13 protein-coding genes are annotated in these 18244 nt (G+C 38.7%); 1 reads left to right on the top strand and 12 read right to left on the bottom strand.

What is annotated here, in order from left to right; all coding sequences use genetic code 11:
- A complete protein-coding gene (locus FL972_RS08895; protein ID WP_144604901.1) occupies positions 1-5127 on the top strand; it encodes an adenylate/guanylate cyclase domain-containing protein in 5127 nt (1708 codons plus the stop codon).
- Here the strand turns inward: FL972_RS08895 and FL972_RS08890 are convergent.
- The 12 genes from FL972_RS08890 to FL972_RS08835 all read right to left on the bottom strand — a co-directional run bounded on the left by FL972_RS08890 (position 5124) and on the right by FL972_RS08835 (position 18215).
- On the bottom strand, positions 5124-6536 hold the full coding sequence (locus FL972_RS08890) for a Gfo/Idh/MocA family protein (RefSeq protein WP_144604899.1): 1413 nt from the start codon (positions 6534-6536) through the stop codon (positions 5124-5126). The two genes, FL972_RS08895 and FL972_RS08890, sit on opposite strands and share 4 nt — an antisense overlap.
- 125 nt (positions 6537-6661) lie before the next feature.
- Complete coding sequence (locus tag FL972_RS08885) at positions 6662-6874, bottom strand: YgaP family membrane protein (RefSeq protein ID WP_144604897.1); 213 nt, start codon at positions 6872-6874, stop codon at positions 6662-6664.
- A 102-nt stretch (positions 6875-6976) separates the two neighbouring features.
- Positions 6977-7999, bottom strand: coding sequence for a glycoside hydrolase family 113 (locus FL972_RS08880; protein ID WP_250161326.1), 1023 nt, complete (start codon positions 7997-7999; stop codon positions 6977-6979).
- 11 nt (positions 8000-8010) lie between these two features.
- Positions 8011-9228 carry a bifunctional alpha/beta hydrolase/OsmC family protein gene (locus FL972_RS08875; RefSeq protein WP_144604895.1) on the bottom strand — a complete coding sequence of 406 codons (1218 nt, stop codon included), beginning with the start codon at positions 9226-9228 and terminating at the stop codon, positions 8011-8013.
- Positions 9229-9411: 183 nt separating this feature from the next.
- Positions 9412-10152, bottom strand: coding sequence for a DUF6503 family protein (locus FL972_RS08870; protein WP_144604894.1), 741 nt, complete (start codon positions 10150-10152; stop codon positions 9412-9414).
- A gap of 6 nt (positions 10153-10158) precedes the next feature.
- Positions 10159-10896, bottom strand: coding sequence for a hypothetical protein (locus FL972_RS08865; protein WP_144604892.1), 738 nt, complete (start codon positions 10894-10896; stop codon positions 10159-10161).
- The gene (locus FL972_RS08860; RefSeq protein WP_144604890.1) at positions 10886-12235 is read right to left on the bottom strand and encodes a glycosyltransferase family 87 protein; all 1350 of its coding nucleotides are present in this window, start codon (positions 12233-12235) and stop codon (positions 10886-10888) included. The genes FL972_RS08865 and FL972_RS08860 overlap by 11 nt, the downstream gene beginning before the upstream one ends.
- Positions 12225-13118, bottom strand: a complete 894-nt coding sequence (locus FL972_RS08855) for a hypothetical protein (protein ID WP_144604888.1) — start codon at positions 13116-13118, stop codon at positions 12225-12227. Before FL972_RS08855 ends, FL972_RS08860 begins: the two co-directional genes overlap by 11 nt.
- A 39-nt stretch (positions 13119-13157) precedes the next feature.
- Positions 13158-13850 (bottom strand): glycosyltransferase family 2 protein, encoded by a 693-nt coding sequence (locus FL972_RS08850; RefSeq protein ID WP_144604886.1) that lies wholly within the window; start codon positions 13848-13850, stop codon positions 13158-13160.
- Between the two features lie 3 nt (positions 13851-13853).
- On the bottom strand, positions 13854-15326 hold the full coding sequence (locus FL972_RS08845) for a cellulose synthase family protein (protein WP_144604884.1): 1473 nt from the start codon (positions 15324-15326) through the stop codon (positions 13854-13856).
- Positions 15319-16863 carry a 4Fe-4S binding protein gene (locus FL972_RS08840; RefSeq protein WP_144604882.1) on the bottom strand — a complete coding sequence of 515 codons (1545 nt, stop codon included), beginning with the start codon at positions 16861-16863 and terminating at the stop codon, positions 15319-15321. The genes FL972_RS08845 and FL972_RS08840 overlap by 8 nt, the downstream gene beginning before the upstream one ends.
- The gene (locus tag FL972_RS08835) at positions 16860-18215 is read right to left on the bottom strand and encodes an NAD(P)/FAD-dependent oxidoreductase (protein ID WP_144604880.1); all 1356 of its coding nucleotides are present in this window, start codon (positions 18213-18215) and stop codon (positions 16860-16862) included. The genes FL972_RS08840 and FL972_RS08835 overlap by 4 nt, the downstream gene beginning before the upstream one ends.
- Positions 18216-18244 lie beyond the last annotated feature (29 nt).

Genomic DNA, 18244 nt, shown 5'->3' with positions numbered 1-18244 from the left:
GTGAAAGAAATCCCTCAAATACAACAGTTAAAACTGCACTATGAAAGCCATAGGAGTAAACTTTTTACAGGTCAAAGTGAATCTGGTGACACCATCTTGCTAAAAGAAGATCTAACCGGCGATTTGGGCAGACTTCATAATGAGGCTATGATTTCCGGTAGATCCAGTCATAATGAAGTCAATTCTCAGGTAATTCTTTATAATGGCCGAGTGGTAATGGTTCGAGAATTCATCCCAGGAAGTACCTTAAAAGAAGCACTCGAAAAAGGATCACTTGACACAAAAAGCTTTCTGGAATTGGCAATCAAACTATGTCATGAAGTTCAGGATTTACATTCCAAAGGAGCACTTCACAATGATCTTAATCCAAAAAATATCATTGTAGCTGAAGACCTTTCTGCCTGTCAGTTAATCGATTATGAATTTGGGTCCTCTATTGAAAATATAGAATTACAATACGAGCCATTATCTACAATTTCCGGAACGATAGAATACATATCTCCAGAGCAAACGGGGAGAATGAATAGGAAATTGGACCAAAGGAGTGATTACTATGCTTTGGGGGCTACTTTTTATGAAATGCTTACCTCCCAGCCTCCTTTCGTGGGCTCGGACCTTTTGGCTATGATTCATTGTCACCTTGCAATCAATCCTGTACCGCCTAGTCAAATAAATAAGGACATACCAGAGGCTTTGGACAAAATAGTACTCAAGCTTTTGGAAAAAAATGCAGAAGAACGGTATCAGTCCATACCTGGTTTATTGGCAGATCTAAATTTCGCTTTAGAAAATTGGAAGGCTTCAGGAAAAATACCTGAATTCGAGCCGGGTCTCACTGATATTGCCTCTAAACTTCATATTTCTCAGAAGCTATACGGGAGAGAAAAAGAAATCAAAGAGCTATCAAAGCATTTTAAACTTGCTTGTGAGGGAAAGAAAGTCTTAATGACAATTGGTGGCTTTAGCGGAGTAGGAAAAAGCGTTCTTTCACAGGAATTATACAAAGAGAGTTCGGTGAAAAATGGACTTTTCTTATCCGGAGCATTTGATGTTTTGGATAGGCAAACCCCCTATTTAGCCTTTGTTAAAGCCTTTCGGCAATTTGCTGAGTGGCTTTTGGTAGAAACTACAGAGGTGCAGGCTCATTGGGCAAAAAAGCTCAATAAAGATTTGAAGGGTTTGGGACAAATCATTTTGGAAATGGCTCCCAATCTGAAGCATATTCTTCCCCCTCAACCTCAATTGGTAAACTTGACTGGTTATGAAAACCAACAAAGGATACAATTTACGATTAATGCTTTTTTGCAAAGTTTAGCATCAGAAGATACTCCCCTGGTATTATTCTTAGATGATTACCAATGGGCCAATGATGCTTCTATAGAATTATTGAAAAGTTTATTCAATAATTATAGTCTCTCTCATGTGATGATTTTAGTGGCTTATCGGGATAATGAAACCAATGAATTCCATCCATTCACCCAAGCCATCAAATCCATCAAGTCCAATAATCTGGATGAGGACTATCTGATTATCAAAGAGCTGCATTTGGCCCCATTGAGCTTGAATCATGTGGGAGCGCTCATATCCGACACCCTAAAATTGGAGTCACTGGAAGTAGCCAGTCTTGCGGAACTGATCTATTCTAAAACCAAGGGAAATCCCTTTTCATTGAATAAATTTTTAGAATCGCTTTATATCAAAAAGCTCTTAGAATTTGACTATGACAGTAATAAATGGACTTGGGATATAAGAACAATCAATGCCCAAAACCTTAGTGAAGATATTGTCGATTTATTGCTTTTAAGAATTCGGGAATTACCAGAGGAAGCACTTCAAGTTATAAAAGTTGCCTCTGTTTTTGGGATGGAGTTTTCTCTTTTTCAGTTATCCCTGATCACCGGGCAGCATATGACCCAGATTCACCAATATTTATGGCCATTAATTCAGGAAGGCTCATTGATTCCTGTTGGGAATGATTATAAGTATATTCCAGAATACTATGGAGAAACCAATAAAGACATACGTTTTCGCTTTGCACATGCAAGAATTCAGCAAGCTGTCTATGCATTATTAGAGGAAACTGAAGAAAGTAAATTTCATTTTGAAGTTGGTCAGATTTATTTAAATAAACTTTCTCAATCAGAAATTGCCCAGAAACCTATTGAAATCGGGCTTCATTTTTCCATTGGGTACAAGGAGGTATTGAAAGCCAAAAACAAGGAACAAATCGGCTGGCTCTTATTGGATTCGGGAAGAAAATCTGCTCAATCAGCCTCATTTGAAGGAGCTTTAAGCTTTACCGAGAAAGGAATTGAGTTATTGGATGATAAGCTGGGTAATGAGGAGAAATTTGAACTCTACTTAGGCGCACTGGAGTACTCATATCTTCTAAGGGACCCAGTGAAGCAGGCAAAATTTGAAAAATTAGCATTTCAGATAGCGGATGACCAAGTCAAGCGAGTATTGGTCAATGAAGTGATTGTAAGATGCTTGGGTTTCGCTAATTTACCCAAAAAAGCTGTTGAAGTTGCCCAAGTTGCACTGAAAGAAGTTGGAATCCACATCCCGGATAAAGCATCCAAAATCCAGGTTATTTTCCATGCTATCAAAATCCAATTATTACTCCCAAGGAAGAAACTGAGTAAAATTAAAGACATTCCTGAGGCCACAGATCCTTTGGCGCTTGCTACATTCAAGCTCTTATTGGCATCCCTGTCTTCCTACTTTTTCGTCAACATATCAACTTATCCGCTTCTAATTTTCCAAATGATTCAACTTACTCTGAAAAAAGGAATGGGGCCTGAATCGGTAATTGGAATAGCTTCCTACGGATTGATCTTGACAACTGCCCTTAAAAAGCCATCAGACGGATATGAGGTGGTAAAAAACTCCATGGAACTCCTTACCCGTCCGGAAAGAATGAAGTACGCGGCAACCATCAATATGATGTATGTCTCATTTACCTCCCATATCAAAAAGAACATCGTAGACAGTGTTCCTTTAACCTATGAGGGATATTTGAAGGGGCTGGAATATGGAAATATGGAGTATGCCTGCTGGAATTTATTTTTCGGAACAGCACTGAAGTTTCATGTCGGTGATGATTACGAAGCCCAGCATAAGGAGGCAATGGAAACAGAAAAGTTTGCCATCCAATATAACTTTGCCAATCAGGCGGCAATCACCCAAATAATCGAAAAATGCCTGGCAGTTTATTTGGAAGAAAGTAAAAATATCAACGAGGCACTGAAAGAATTACCAAGAAAGCTGGAGGACAACTATAAAATCGCCTTAAAAGAGACCAATCATATTTTTCTGATGTCTTATTATGGTTATATAGGTTCTACCCTGATGTTTTTTGGCAAGTATAGCGAAGCATTCGATTACTTTGACAAATTGCCAAGACATAGCAAAGACCAACCCACTTCATTTTTTATCCATTATTACAATATAAACAGTGGCCTCAATGCGGTATTTCTGATGTTTCAGATTGGAAGTTCCACTTTCCGGGATTCTGATTTAAAGGCAATGATTAAGGAAACCATTGATGACCTAAAATCACTTTCCAAACTTAACCCAGTCTGCTACACTCCTTACTTGAATATTTTTGAGGCAAGTTTAGAGTATTATGAAACCAAGCAGTTGGATTATGAAAAGCTGGAGGTAAGTGCAGAAAATTTAAAGGAATTAAAGCATACTCGATATTACATCCTGTTTGCTGAGTTGATCAGTCAATTTTTCAAAAAAGAAAAGAATCCTAAGTCTGAATATTGGAGTAATCAGGCAGCTGCAGAGGCGAAAAGAATTGGGTGTGTGTCAAAGTCCATTTTCCTTCTTCATGAAGAGGACGATTCCACTTCCTCTAAAGCCAGTCGCTACGAATTTTCAAGCTCATCCACAGAAATTGGACAAATTGACACTCAAACCCTGGTGAAGACCATGGAAGCACTGGTGAGTGAAATCAAATTAGAAGCTCTCCTGGAAAAGCTAATTACCTATGCCATGGAAAATACCGGCGCACAGGAAGGACATTTTCTTATCAATCGGGATGGAAAGTGGATTTTGGAGGTGTCAACCATGGCAAACCACCAACTTCACACCCATTTTCCTAAAGAGGATCTGGATGAAACTGAAGCAGTCAGTCCCGCAATAATCAATTATGCTAAAGCGAGTAAAGAGCCTCTATTGATTGAAGATGCATTTACAACCAAACCTTTTGATTCCGATGAAATTGTAAAGTCCAAAAGGCTAAAATCAATTCTGTGTATTCCTTTTATCAATCAGTCTAAGATTTCAGGTATCATTTACCTAACTCACTCTCTGACAAAAAATGCTTTCTCAAAAAATCAAATCTCTTTGATGAGATTGATGGCTGCTCAAATCGGAGGAATCATTGAGAATGCTTTGCTCTATGAGAATATGGAAAAGTTGGTTCAGGAGAGAACAAGGGAATTAGAAGAAGAGAAACAAAAAAGTGATGCCCTTTTGCTCAATATTCTTCCAAAAGAAATAGCAACAGAACTGATTAAAACAGGCAAAGCCTCTGCAAGACTGTATGAAAAAGTCTCAGTCATGTTCGTGGATATCAAAGACTTCACAAGAATAGCTCAAAGGTTGAGTCCGGATGAATTGGTTCAAAATCTCCAAGTGTTCTTCACTCGTTTTGATGAGATTATGGATGAATACGGATTGGAAAAAATCAAAACCATAGGAGATGCATACATGGCAGCAGGAGGTATTCCTATCCCAAGCGAGGACCATGCGCTGCGCATATTAGAAGCTGCAAGGGATATTTTAAAATTCACTGATCAATACAATGAAAAAAGTAGATTGCATAACAAACCTGTATTTCAGATCCGCATAGGTATTCACTTGGGTCCTGTTGTAGCAGGTGTAGTTGGGCACAAAAAGTTTGCCTATGACATATGGGGAGATACTGTCAATATCGCCTCGAGAATGGAGAGTAACTCTGAAACTGGCAAAATCAATGTCTCCGAGGACTTTTTCAATGAGATCAAAAATACCTACGCATGTGAATTTAGAGGTGAAATAGATGTAAAAAATAAGGGGATGATGAACATGTATTTTGTCAACCATCCCCGTACTCAAGGTCATGTGGAAACTTAAACCCGCACTTGGGTATTTCCCCCTCCTTCTAAAGTTATTTTAACTGGCTCATTGGTTTTCCAACTTCCACCCGTAAAATCTGGAACATCAATGGAATTGGATCTATTGGCCACAGACCACTCACTTAATGGACTGATACAGCTCCAAAGTGCCGCGTCATATACATCTTGATCCAATGGCAATCCATTTCTCAAACAATCAATTAGTCTCCAATCCATCATAAAGTCCATTCCTCCGTGGCCCCCTACTTTTTTCGCTAATTCACCCACTTTCTGAACAATCTCAGGAGTGTATTTTTTCTCCAATTCTTTCATCTCTTCCTCCTTCATCCATGCATGACCTTTGGAAACTCTAGGTTGAGGGTACTTTTGTGCATATCCCTCTGTTCCGCTTACCACATGTAATCTACTGTATGGTCTTGGTGAGGTTACATCGTGCTGAATCATGATTGATTTACCATGCTTCGTCTTTACCATGGTTGTGTTCATATTCCCTCGGTAATTTTTAGATGCAAATTCAGCCCAGAAAAGATCCTCTTGAGCCAACTCTTCAGCTTTCTTTTTCATCTGGAAATCATTAGAACTCAATGAAGTTAAATAATCCATTTGATCTCCACGGTTGATATTAAGAATCTGGCAAACTGGACCTAGACCATGGGTAGGATAAAGATTTCCATCTCTGTAATTTTCCCGTAGTCTCCACATATTCTGGTAGCCTTTGTCTTTGTCAAAGTTCAACCAAAGCAAATCATGAATATAGGCGCCTTCCACATGAACAACCTCTCCAAAAAATCCCTCACGAGCCATTTTTAAAGTCATCAGTTCAAAGAAATCATAACAGCAGTTTTCCAATTGCATGCAATGCTTCTTTGTTCTCTCAGAAGTTTCTACCAACTGCCAACATTCATCCAAAGTTCTGGCAGCTGGGACTTCAACTGCCGCATGTTTTCCAGCTTCCATGGCATAAACTGCCATAGGTGTATGCCACTCCCATGGTGTAGCAATGTAAATCAAATCTAAATCTTCCCGATCGCACATTTCTTTCCAGGAATATACATTTCCAGAGTAGGAAATAGGCTGATGCGGTGTTCCCTTCAGCATTTCCTTCGCTTTTTCAACAAGATCAGGTAAAAGATCGCAAAGGGCTTTTATCTCAACTCCCTGAATTTTACTAAGCCTATCCACAGCTCCAGGGCCACGCATGCCTAAGCCCACGATACCCACCCTCACAGTGTCAATTTTGGGAGCAGCGTAACCAGACATATTGAAAGCCTGGTTTCTTTGCTTTCCATATTGAGCCTCAAAAGGTAAAATTTTAGACTCCTGTGCCAAAGCTGACCCTGCACCAACCAAGCCTAATCCAAAAAGACCTGTGGATTTCAAAAACTCTCTTCTGGGATTATTCTTCATTTTTTGATTTTATTGATTTTGAAAATACTATTTACTAAAATTTTCAAAAAAGTTCATCTAAAAATTCCCAAAAGAAAAAAGCTAGAAGCATGGCTTCTAGCTTTTCGCCCAACTATTACGCATTATCATTTACTTTCTGCTCTTGGGCAGGTATTGATTCCCACCAATGTATATAGTGGGCAAAAACCAACTAGGGTCGTTAAAGTGAAAATAGCAGCAATCACAATTGCCACAATTCCAATGATTCCGGATATAAAATTTGAGAAGTAGAGAGCGACAAGAATGGCGGCGATCGTCAATCGGATTGCTCTATCTGTGGTACCCATGTTCTTTTTCATGACTCTTGAAGTTTGGTTAGAAATGGACTGTTTAATAAGCTTATTAAAGCTAGCCTATCCATTACATGAAAAAAATGACAAAAGTCACAGTAGGAAATGAATTCAGTCAACAAGAAAATATTGTTGCATCACCTTCTCGGCTTGAAGTCCTTGAGGAGTAAAGTCAGGATCCCTCCTTTTTCCTTCAGGATACCATTTCCAAAAATAAACTCCTGCTAACCAGTCTTTTTGATAGGCAGTTTCAAAAAACGACTGATAACACATGGCCTGAATATCTTCTGATAAGGCAATCTCTTTTCGTTCATTCGGCCAAACCCAAGGCTCTTTTGCCGCATCTACTGTATTACAATATCCTATCTCCGTGAATAAAACAGGTTTTCCGGTTTTTCTAACCAGCTTTTCAATTTCTTGAATGTGATTTTCCCAAGATCTTTTCAAATCTTTAAGATTGGGAGTCTTTTTATCAGACAAAGGAAAGTAAGCTTGGATTCCAATAAAATCCAATTCATCCCAAAAATTCACTTGCTGATATTCCGTGAAATTGGCAGCATAAGTCAATTGACCGGAATAGACATTTTTCACTGCTTGAATAACTTTTCTCCATTCTGCTTCCCTTTGAGAGGTTTTTTCCAATTCAGTTCCTATACAAAGCATTGGAATCCCCTCTTTTTCAGCTAGGCGGGCATAGTCGACTATGAAGTTTTCATAATTTTCAAACCAAATTTTCCAATCAGCTTCATTCGTCATTTCAATCTCACCCGGCCAACTTCCACGAGCCCAAAGATGCGGCTTGAGCATATTGTGAATATTAAACTTCTGTGAAGAGTCCAGCGTAGCTGAGATTCCTCTACCAGATTCTCCCCACCATTGCCTATCATTTTCAACCTGCCACCTGATTTCGGGATTATTGATTTCTGACTGCCAACCAAATGGAGTTTGAGAAATTGCATTAATACCATTAGCAGTCAATTCCTGAAACTCTCCCCCTTGTAGTGGATTTCTACTACCTACCCAGCAGACGCCGTTGTACTTTTCTTTCCATACGGGAAGGTTAGAATCAAAAGAAAAAAACCAGAAAAAGGAAGATATGAAGACTAATGCAACAGAACTTAAGAGGTATTTCATAGGGATATTTTTCACTTGCTGAGTACGGTATGGATTACAATATCTTCTTCTAAAGTTCTGTGAACAGGGCATCGATTCGCTATTTCAAGCAATCTTTGCCGTTCCTTCTGATTCAAATCCCCTTCCAATTCTATCACCCGGGTAAATTGAGACACCTTGGCTGATGGTTCATCGGGATTTTCACTATCCTCTTTGTGGACTTTTTGATGATCTAAGTAAACTCTCACCTCATCCAAGTTCCACTTTTTGCGTTCTGCATACATTTTCAAGGTCATAGCAGTGCATGTCCCTAATGAAGCCATCAATAAATCATAGGGGGTAGGTCCTAGATTATTGCCACCCACATCCTTTGGCTCATCTGCGATCAAATGATGAAAAGGTGTTTTAACATCCGTAGTATAGCCTTGATTTTTACTCAGGCGAACCATCACAGGATTACCTTTGGTGTCATTCTCTACTGCTTGCTTGGATTCAATATAACGATTACTCCAGGAAGCAATCACCTGACCGATGTAGGCAGCGTCTTCAGTTTTGGACACCAAATGGTCTGCCCCGTCCAAAGAGACAAATGATTTAGGATGAAAAGCAGCTTCATAAATCATCTGAGCATTTTTGATTTCAACAATCTCATCTTGTGGTGAGTGAAGGATCAATAATGACTTCTTTAATTTTTTCAGAAAGCTGTCTATAGGTTTCTTCTCGAGGTCTTTGACAAACTGACTGCTAATTTGAAAAGGACGACCTCCTATGAAAACTTTGGCTTTTCCAGACTCTTCTATTTCCTCAATACTATTTTGAAAAAGATGCTTTACATGTAGTGGATCAGCTGGAGCTCCCAAGGTCACCACGGCACTTACCTCTTCCAAATGAGGAGAGGCATATAATACTGCTGCACCACCTAAGGAATGACCAATAAGCATTTTTGGAGCCTCATAATTCTCCTTTAAAAAAGCAGCAGCATCCAGCAAATCTGAGATATTGGAACTGAAGGTGCTGTCTTCAAAATCTCCCTCACTCCTTCCCAATCCGGTAAAATCAAAGCTAAAAACCGCTACTCCTTCTTGAGAAAGTGATTTGGAAATTCTACTGACGGCAGAGAAGTTTTTGGAACAGGTAAAACAGTGGGCAAAAATTGCATAAAATTTAGGCTCTCTATCTAAAGGCATATATAAGTGAGCCGAAAGATTGATGCCATCGCTATTTGAAAAAGTAAGGGATTTGGGATTCATAAAATTTATTTTTCTAATTATCCGCAATCATGCCAGTTGCCATATTTTCTTTGTTTGACCGATTGGAAGACCGATTACCGAAGACCCAGCCACGGCAGGCAGGCGAAGTTTCCGGATTCTGATCCTTTTATCAGACAATAATCCGTATCTTGTTATTACTGGTAAGAAAGCGGATATCCTTTTTTATTTTTTTAGCTCCGCAACCTGAATGTTTTCCAGGTTGATTTCAGAAAGTAATTCTAATTTACCTTTTTCATAAAGGACTTGCATGCTGTCGACAGGAGTATTTTTATCCTGAGGTTTAAGATTTAAATAATTCTGAAACCTTATTCCACCTTTCTCAGCAGCATTGCTCACTTCTCTCATACGAACTCCACCTCCATCAGTATGATAACTGTATGCCAAATAATCCATCAAGTAGTCCTCTTCCCCTATCCAATATAAAAACTGATCATCGAAGTCCTCTCCTCCTCCTACCTTTTGAAATGTGACTTTGATTAAATGATAAGACTCTCCGTTCAACTCTGTTTTTCCAACATATGTCTTAATTACCGCAGGATCATTTAAGCCGTAAGGTAGAAAAGCAAAATATGCCACAGAATTCACAGATCTTGAAAATGCTCCTATTCTTTCTTCTGTTAAAGTATCGATCTTTACAGAATTGACAGTTCGTGTAAAACCCTCATTATTGAGTAAATCTTTCACCATTCCGGTGGAATCCTCAAACTCCCTGATATACTCAAATGAGTTCTCTGATTTATAGATCGTATAATGAATGTTTCTAAAGTCAAACTCAATCAAAGAGTTGGGATAGTTATTCCCTCCATGTGCCTCAATTGCCAAATCCACAATTTTTTCAGCTTCCGTTTTTGAGTTACATGAAATTAATGTAATACTTAAAACAAATATTATTAAATATTTCATTTTCTGTTATTTAACATTTTCAATTTCAAAATCACTATAGCTATACTCGGCCCTTAAAAAGGTGTTATCGCCTGATTTGTTCACTCTAAAGCTTTTTCTTTCTCCGTAGAATATAAACGGATCAGCATAAGAATAATTCAAGTTTTCGATCCGGCTTCTGTGATCGGAAAGCTGAACTTCATTTCCTACCATCATATAGCTATCAGCATCAAAAAAATACCACCAAATATCTTTCCCGGGTCCATAATCAACTTTAACTACTTCTACTGATTGGAAAAAGATTTCTCTTTTACCAACATAGGTAAGTTTAGCCCCTTCATCCTCCAATAATTTCCAAGGCTGGGCTATGACATAAAAAGCAGCATCAAAATCCTTCTTCTTAGAAGCTAAAAAATCCGGGTTTTGTACAGGGTTTCCGCCAATAGTATAATGCATGAACTCTCCGTCAAAATGGGCTAAATGCTCCACAGAATCTTTCTCCCAGCGAATGGTTCCTTCAAAAGAAGGTTGTAACCTAAAGCTTAAAAGCTGATCAGTTTCACTCTCAACAGCTCCATCTTCTAGTAATAATCTGGTCCACTTTCTGAAACTGATAGTTTCTACTTTATCCCAAGCATTCCATCCCCCATGTGCTTCAATCGACTTTTCAAGAATATCTTTTGCCTGCTGTTCCTCCGAGGGAGTACAAGAGACTAATGCGGACGATACAATTAAAATGAGGACATATCTTACATTAAGATTCATTTTTTGAAAGTTTATTGAGAGTAGAGAAGATTTGAGGGCGATAATCCCAAACCAAAGCGATCAGCAATAAAGCATATTCTAGCACCAAGTAAAAGCTACTTTCTTCAAAATTAGGGTTTCCATATGCCTGATAGGAAAAAATCACTGCAAAGCTCCATACCAAAAAAGACTTTTTTCCAGTCATCAAACTCAATCCTAATCCTGGAATTAAGTACCAAGGATGTATAACTGGTTGAAGCAATAGGTAACTCAGATAGATCAAGACCCATAAATCTGCCAGCTTAAAAAGTGACTTGGGCCCTTTTTTCCAAGAAATAAACCAAACCCAAATCACAAAAGTCAAGCTTAAAACTTTGCCTAAAGTCTCGATTGTATTATAGCCTTTGATCCAGAAGCCTACCTCCCTGAGCAGGTAATAAATTGAAGCATTGAATTCAAACTTTCCCTGGTATAATCTGATACTTTGTAAAAAATTAATCCAGGCATCATCCCAAACTAATCCAATAAATGAAATACAAAAGGCCAATAGAGTTCCAATCCAAAAAAACGGGCTGAATTTAATTTTTCTAAAAAACAACCAGGAAGGTAGAAAGACAAAAGGCAGAAGCTTCACTCCTATAGCCAATCCCCAAGATGTACCAGCTAGAAATTTCTTATTTTTTGAATATGCGATCAATGAACCTAAAAGGAACATCAGAACTATCCCTTCAAAATGAAGGTTGCCTATGACTTCTAGAATCACTAAAGGATTGAGCCAATATAAAACCAGGTTTCTCAATGGCACATCAAACCTTCGGAATAGCTTGAGTAAGCCGAAAAAGACCAAAAGCTCACCAAGTAATAAGAAAGATCTGAGTGAAATTATTCCGAAAAGCGTGTTTTCCCCACTGGCTTCTGCAGCCAATCCAAACAACAATTGATTGGAAGGCGGATAAACTGAATAATAATTCGGAGAATTCAAATAAGGATAAAGGCGCTCAAAAAATTCGAGCTCGTTAGCTGAATCTTCTACCAATTTCTGAGGAGTTTTGTCATAGGGATTCCCCTCTAATCTGACTATTTCACCATCCCAAAGAAATCTAGCATAATCATCTGATAATAAAGGTATTGAGTGAGATAATATAAACCTTAGCAAAAATCCGAAAAGAAATATGCCCAACCATATTTCCTGATATTTTTGAAGCTTATATATTCCATACATCCCCAAAAAAGACAGGGAAAATGCTGCAAAGAGATATGGGAAATTCTCTCTGGAAATAGAGTACCCTAAGGCATAAACACCAATGACTAGAAAAGCGCCAAAAATTAATAATAACGCCTTATGCTTATTATATTTCAATTCCTAAATCGTTTCTCAGAGGCTCAAATAATTCTTCATTCTTATTCCAATAATCCAGCATATTGAGACTTCTTCGAATAGCTTTAGTCACTTCCTGATCACCATTACTTTTGGTTTGAATTTCCTCCCAGGCTAAGATTTCGTATGGAAAAAATTTCTTGTATTGTATTTTTAGGGTTCTTCTGAGTTGCGGATAGTCCACGATCAATTCAGAACTGTTTTCACCCAGGTCATTTTTGCTGATATCAGCTCGATAGTCTTTTAGTTCTACATGAGAAAACCTTTGAAAAGTCAATCCCGGAATTAATCTGGCATCTCCTTCAGCAATCAAATCAGGATTCAAGCGAATCAAATTAAATAACTCATCCTCTGCCTTGGCATCGATTTTCAGCTCCTGATCTCCTTCCGATTCAAAATATGAAAACAATTGCACCTTGTAGGCACTATTTTTCCAATTCATTTGAGTAAAGGCCTGACCACACCATTCCGTGACCGAGGAGACGATTTTATAGGAATTGAGCTCTTCATAGATCGGTGTAAAAACTGACAGCATAGTATTATAAGGGTAAACTCCAGTGACAAACTCTCTCGTCATGTTGAGTTTCATAACCTTTTTGGCATCCCTTCCTGCTCCGGAGGGATCATCTAGCTTCACCTGTTTCCTTTTGGAAAAATCTTCCGTCACAAAAATTAAAACAGCAGTACCATTTCTGGATTCTCCGTACCTAACCTGCTCCAAATCAAAAACATTGATTTCGGCTTGACCCTGATACCAATAGCCTGCAAACTGCTCTTCTTCTACTCCCTCCCTACCTTTGGGGCCGCAGGCGTAAATCGAAAATGCCAGCAAAAATATTAGTAATATGTTTCGGGAATTTCTCATAAGTATGAAGATTTAAAAACTTCTCTAAGATTGCCAAAATTACCAATACTTAAAAATCGTATAGATAATCTTATAACCAGCACCAAAAACTCCTTTAACAGTACCGCTGACTTTGGACACTCCTATTCTTTTCCTATACCTTACCGGAACTTCAGTATATCTCAGACCTGCTTTATGGGCTTTGATCTGCATCTCTATGGTCCAACCATAATCTTGGTCTACCATATTGATGTCCATCAGCTTTTGCCATACAATAGCTCTAAAAGGGCCTAAATCAGAAAATTTAGCTCCTTGAATGTATTTCATCATGGTTGTAGCTAGCCAATTGCCAAAGACCTGAGGGAAAGTCATGGACCCGGATTCCCGCTCCCCTTGCGCTCTAGAGCCAATTACCATATCTGCTTGTTGATTGATAATAGGCTGGATTAAACCTGTCATTTCTTCCGGATAATCTGAATAGTCTCCGTCCAAAAAGACCACAATATCGGGCTGAACTTCCTGAGATCGAATCCAATCCATGGCTGTTAAACAAGCTTTCCCGTAGCCCTTTTGTCCTTCAAAGACGACTACTGCTCCCGCCTGCTCCGCTACATACCCAGTCTGATCTGTTGAGTTATTATTGGCAACAACAATATTTCTAACCCATCTGGGAATATCTTGTATAACCTTGGCAATAGATTTTTCCTCATTAAATGCAGGAATGATGACGTCAATTAGGTGATTTGGAAACATGAATTATCGCCCTAGGGCATAAGATTTAAAGGAACTGATGAAAACTAGGGAATAACCCACCGCTAGCATCAGATGGAAAGGCAGGAAGAGGTAGTTTTGTTGAAATACTCCAAGTACAACCATTCCAATGAAAACGAGAGCCAAGGCGCCTTCTAACCAAGTCGTAATCGGCATCCGTAAATTGATGTATTGATTACTGCGAAGACTGAATTTCCCTCCTTCCAAATTGAATTTTGGTGTCCGGATAAAGGGTGATTTCTTTCCAGTTAAGCCTTCCATGACCGCTTGGGTATTATGCAATGCCATACCCATAGAAACAGAAAGGAATAAGGGTAATAGAAAAATAGCTTCGAATAAACTTTTGAAAAAATGTTGCTTCCTATAGAAATAGGAAACCAAATAGATCAGGGATATAATGGCAAAGCCCACCAAAGAAAAGCTTGCTAATTGAATCCAACCTGGACCTAAAATTTGCTGATCTACTAACCACCAAACCCCAATACTGCTCAGGCTGACAATCAGTATAGCCAAAAATATGGTACTGTTAAATAAATGAGCCATTGCATGAATTTTCACATGTGCTGGCAAATTTGTCTTTAGCACTGCAGCCCCGTGTTTAGCCGCACATTCTGCCCCACCCTTGGTCCATCGGAACTGCTGGGATTTAATAGCTGACATGATAGGAGGAAGTTCTGCAGGTGATTCCACTTCAGGCCTGTAGATAAATTTCCAACCTTTTCTTTGAGCTCTATAACTCAGGTCCAGGTCCTCAGTAAGGGTATCGTCATGCCAATTCCCCGCATCAAGTATAGTTTCCTTTCTCCAAATACCTCCCGTACCATTAAAATTAATAAAAGCACCCTGACGGTTTCTACCCATTTGCTCAATTAAAAAATGAGCATCCAGTGCAAAGGCCTGTAGGCGGGTTAACAATGAATAATGCTGGTTTAAATGAGTCCAACGGCTCTGAACCATTCCTACTTTTGAATCTGAAAACCAAGGAAGGGTTTGTAGCAGAAAATTAGGATCAGGAATGAAATCCGAATCGAAAATGGCAATAAATTCACCTTTAGCTACTTCCAGCCCCTCTTTTAAAGCTCCAGCTTTAAAACCTTTTCTATCAGTTCGGTGAATGTATTGAAAGTTAATTGTGGGATACTCCTTCAATTTCTCCTGAATCAGTTCTTTTGTCTGGTCAGTACTGTCATCAAGGATCTGAATTTCTAATTTATCCAAGGGATAATTCAGTTTTGAAACAGCTTCGATTAACCTTTCAGCCACGTACATTTCATTGAAAAGAGGAAGCTGAACGGTGATTTGTGGCAATTCGGAAGGAATGGAGGGTATGGGCTGAGGATTTCTTTTTTCCTTAAAGAAAAAAAGCAATAGATGCCCTTGGGCCAAACTATAAGTAAATATGAATACCATTCCCAAGAGATATATCCCCAGAAGAATGAATGCTAAGATCTCAGGCATTGACTTTAATGGAATCGTTACCGATCAAAATCGGATTTTCGTTAATTCGTCCCTCTTCAGGACCATTTTCTAGTTTTAATACTCCTCTTGGACAAACCGCAGAACAAACCCCACAACCTACACAAGAAGAGCGCACAATATTCTGTCCTCTTTGAGCATACCATCTGACATCAATTCCCATTTCGCAATAGGTTGAACAGTTGCCACATGATATACACTGACCACCATTGGTCGTAATTCTAAATCTAGACTTGAATCTTTGAACCATACCTAAATAGGCAGCCAAAGGACATCCAAACCTGCACCAGACTCTATTTCCCATAAAGGGGTAAAAGCCTGTTCCAACCACTCCCGCAAATGCGGAACCAATTGCAAATCCATAAAACGAATGTAGCTGGTTGGTGACATTTCCCAAAAAGCTGAAAGATGAAAAATAGTTAGCAATTGTGACCAAAGTCATCACCACCGCCAAAACCAAAACCCCATGAATCAGGTATCTTTCAATATTCCAGGCTTTTATGCTTTTGTCGGAAAGCTGTCTATAGGGGTCTCCAACAGTTTCTGCCAAACCACCGCATCCACAAACCCAAGAGCAATACCATCTTTTCCCATAGAAATAGGTAAAAAGAGGAACGGCGATGATTATTAACAGAATACCCCATATCAACATAAACATACCTACCCCTCCATTGGAAAGGAATGTGCTTATCTGATAATCATAGAAAAAATCATAATCTAATGGCCAAATATTCTTGAAATCATAGTAGGGTTGGTTAAGCAATACCAATATCTCGGGGATTAGAAAAGCAAATGCAGTCTGAAAAAACATAACTGATGCTGTTCTAAGCTGCTGGTATTTATTACCCCTGTATTTTCTAAACATTCGGATACCCATCACCAAAATGGCAAGTGTGTAAATAAATCCATACAAAAACCATTGGCTAGCAGGATTTCCGGATAGTAAAAGGCTTAGGGGATTGACCATCCAGACAGCATTTACCATATAGGCTGGAAACCAGTATAGAATGATGTAGAATAAGATGAGATAGGTTCCGGTAATCATCCCCAACCAACCTCGATTTTTCATTTTAGAGTGAAAAATCCCATTGTTCTTTATTCCTTCAGGTTCTCCTTGATGTTTGGGGATATTATATAATAAGCCTCCCAAGACCACCAAGCCAATTGACAGAAACAAAAAAAGCAAAGGTTGAGATTTGACTGGACTCTGCACAGATGCTTTTGTCAAAGGAAATGTATAATCATCCCATATTACCTGATCCCATTCCTGTTTATCTTTAAGTTCTTGATTATAAGCCTCAATTTTTCCTTTAAGCTCAGCTATAAATGTGAAATTCGTCTGATAGGTTTTTCCATAGAGGGGATTCAATATTTCATTCATTGACTCCTGATGGATCTCTTTGGTTTGAGATAAAACTATCTCCTCAGAAAGTTGATAACTGCCCAAAAAAGGGATGATAGTAAAAGCTAACAATCCTCCTAGAAACAAAACCAAGCCTAATTTTTGAATTAATTTCATATTCTTGCTCCTAGTAGTTTTTGAATAAATGATTTTTTGGAAGGAGTAAATTCTCCACCAAATTGGTCTTTGTAGACCTTTTGGATTTCGTTGATGTAGGGAGCATAAAATTCCGGATCAAAATTAGCTTTTGATAAATGAGCCATTACCTTTTCCCCAGTCCAACCCTGACTAATTGCTTTATCAAAAAACTCATGCTTAAGTCTAAATCCAAAATTATTGACTCCCAGAATTTTCTTTTCCTGATCCATCAACATTCTAAATGCCACTTTACCAGAACGGTGTTCCCAATAAAAATTGATCACATCATCATTTTCACAATTAGCAGGAACAGTTCCATATGTCTGGTATTCTATATCTAAAAATTTTGCAGAGTTAAACCAGACACCTGGGGTATAAGGCACAGGTTTTATAATCAAATTATGAGCTAGCGTCTCTCCATGCATCCTTCCTGTATACCAAACCTGTTCAATATTTTTTCGGTCTTTCCCGGGCACTTCCCTAAACTCTGCACAATCACCGATTGCAAAAACATCAGGCATATTGGTTCTGAAATATTGATCAACCAAAACACCTCTTTTTAACTCTAATTCAGAATTTTTTAGAAAATCAATATTCGGAGAAACTCCAGCGGTTAATCCAACAAACTGACAATCAATCAGCTCACCTTCTTTGGTTTTAACTGCTTTTACTTTTCCATTTTGATCACCAATTATTTCCGCTAGCTCAGCGTTTAATCTTAAGTCAAAATGGTGTTCTCTTATATGTCTACCTACCAGTTCGGATTCCTCTTTAGGAAGTACATTATTCCAGAAACCGGCTTCTCTAACTAGAAAAGTGACACTGATTTTCTTATAGGCAAGCATTTCAGCCATTTCAATTCCTATCAATCCGCCTCCTACAATAACTGCATGAGATACACCCTTCTCAGTGGTCTTTTCCATTAACTCCAAATCTTGCTTGGAATAAAGGCCTTGAACATTAGCTAGATCCTGCCCAGGCCAGCCAAACTTATTTGGCTTAGAGCCCGTCGCTATCACCAATTGATCGTAGGATAGAGAATCGCCATTGGTAAACAGAAGAGCCTTCGATTTAAAGTCAATTTGCTTAACCCACCCCTCTATCAAATCGATCCGGTTTTTCTCCCAAAACCAATTCTCATAAGGCTGTGTTTGCTTGAATTTCATGTGCCCCATGTACACATACATCAGAGCAGTTCGGGAAAAGAAATACTTGCTTTCACCTGAGATGACAGTGATTTTGACATCACTATCTAGCTTCCTTAAGTGTCGGGCACAGGTTATTCCTGATATTCCATTTCCAATGATAACTATGTGCCGGGCTTGAGACATTACTGGGTGAAAGGTTGATGATTGGTTGT

The sequence above is a fragment of the Algoriphagus algorifonticola genome, assembly GCF_007655305.1.
GTDB lineage: Bacteria > Bacteroidota > Bacteroidia > Cytophagales > Cyclobacteriaceae > Algoriphagus > Algoriphagus algorifonticola.
Note: the sequence above shows the minus strand (reverse complement) of the source record. Positions and strands in the feature narration are given on the sequence as shown.

What these genes read in the sequence shown, in the direction of transcription:
- FL972_RS08890 (WP_144604899.1), bottom strand. Translation starts at nt 6,536, where the DNA reads ATGAAGAATAATCCCAGAAGAGAGTTTTTGAAATCCACAGGTCTTTTT.
- FL972_RS08885 (WP_144604897.1), bottom strand. Translation starts at nt 6,874, where the DNA reads ATGAAAAAGAACATGGGTACCACAGATAGAGCAATCCGATTGACGATC.
- FL972_RS08880 (WP_250161326.1), bottom strand. Translation starts at nt 7,999, where the DNA reads ATGAAATACCTCTTAAGTTCTGTTGCATTAGTCTTCATATCTTCCTTT.
- FL972_RS08875 (WP_144604895.1), bottom strand. Translation starts at nt 9,228, where the DNA reads ATGAATCCCAAATCCCTTACTTTTTCAAATAGCGATGGCATCAATCTT.
- FL972_RS08870 (WP_144604894.1), bottom strand. Translation starts at nt 10,152, where the DNA reads ATGAAATATTTAATAATATTTGTTTTAAGTATTACATTAATTTCATGT.
- FL972_RS08865 (WP_144604892.1), bottom strand. Translation starts at nt 10,896, where the DNA reads ATGAATCTTAATGTAAGATATGTCCTCATTTTAATTGTATCGTCCGCA.
- FL972_RS08855 (WP_144604888.1), bottom strand. Translation starts at nt 13,118, where the DNA reads ATGAGAAATTCCCGAAACATATTACTAATATTTTTGCTGGCATTTTCG.
- FL972_RS08850 (WP_144604886.1), bottom strand. Translation starts at nt 13,850, where the DNA reads ATGTTTCCAAATCACCTAATTGACGTCATCATTCCTGCATTTAATGAG.
- FL972_RS08845 (WP_144604884.1), bottom strand. Translation starts at nt 15,326, where the DNA reads ATGCCTGAGATCTTAGCATTCATTCTTCTGGGGATATATCTCTTGGGA.
- FL972_RS08840 (WP_144604882.1), bottom strand. Translation starts at nt 16,863, where the DNA reads ATGAAATTAATTCAAAAATTAGGCTTGGTTTTGTTTCTAGGAGGATTG.
- FL972_RS08835 (WP_144604880.1), bottom strand. Translation starts at nt 18,215, where the DNA reads ATGTCTCAAGCCCGGCACATAGTTATCATTGGAAATGGAATATCAGGA.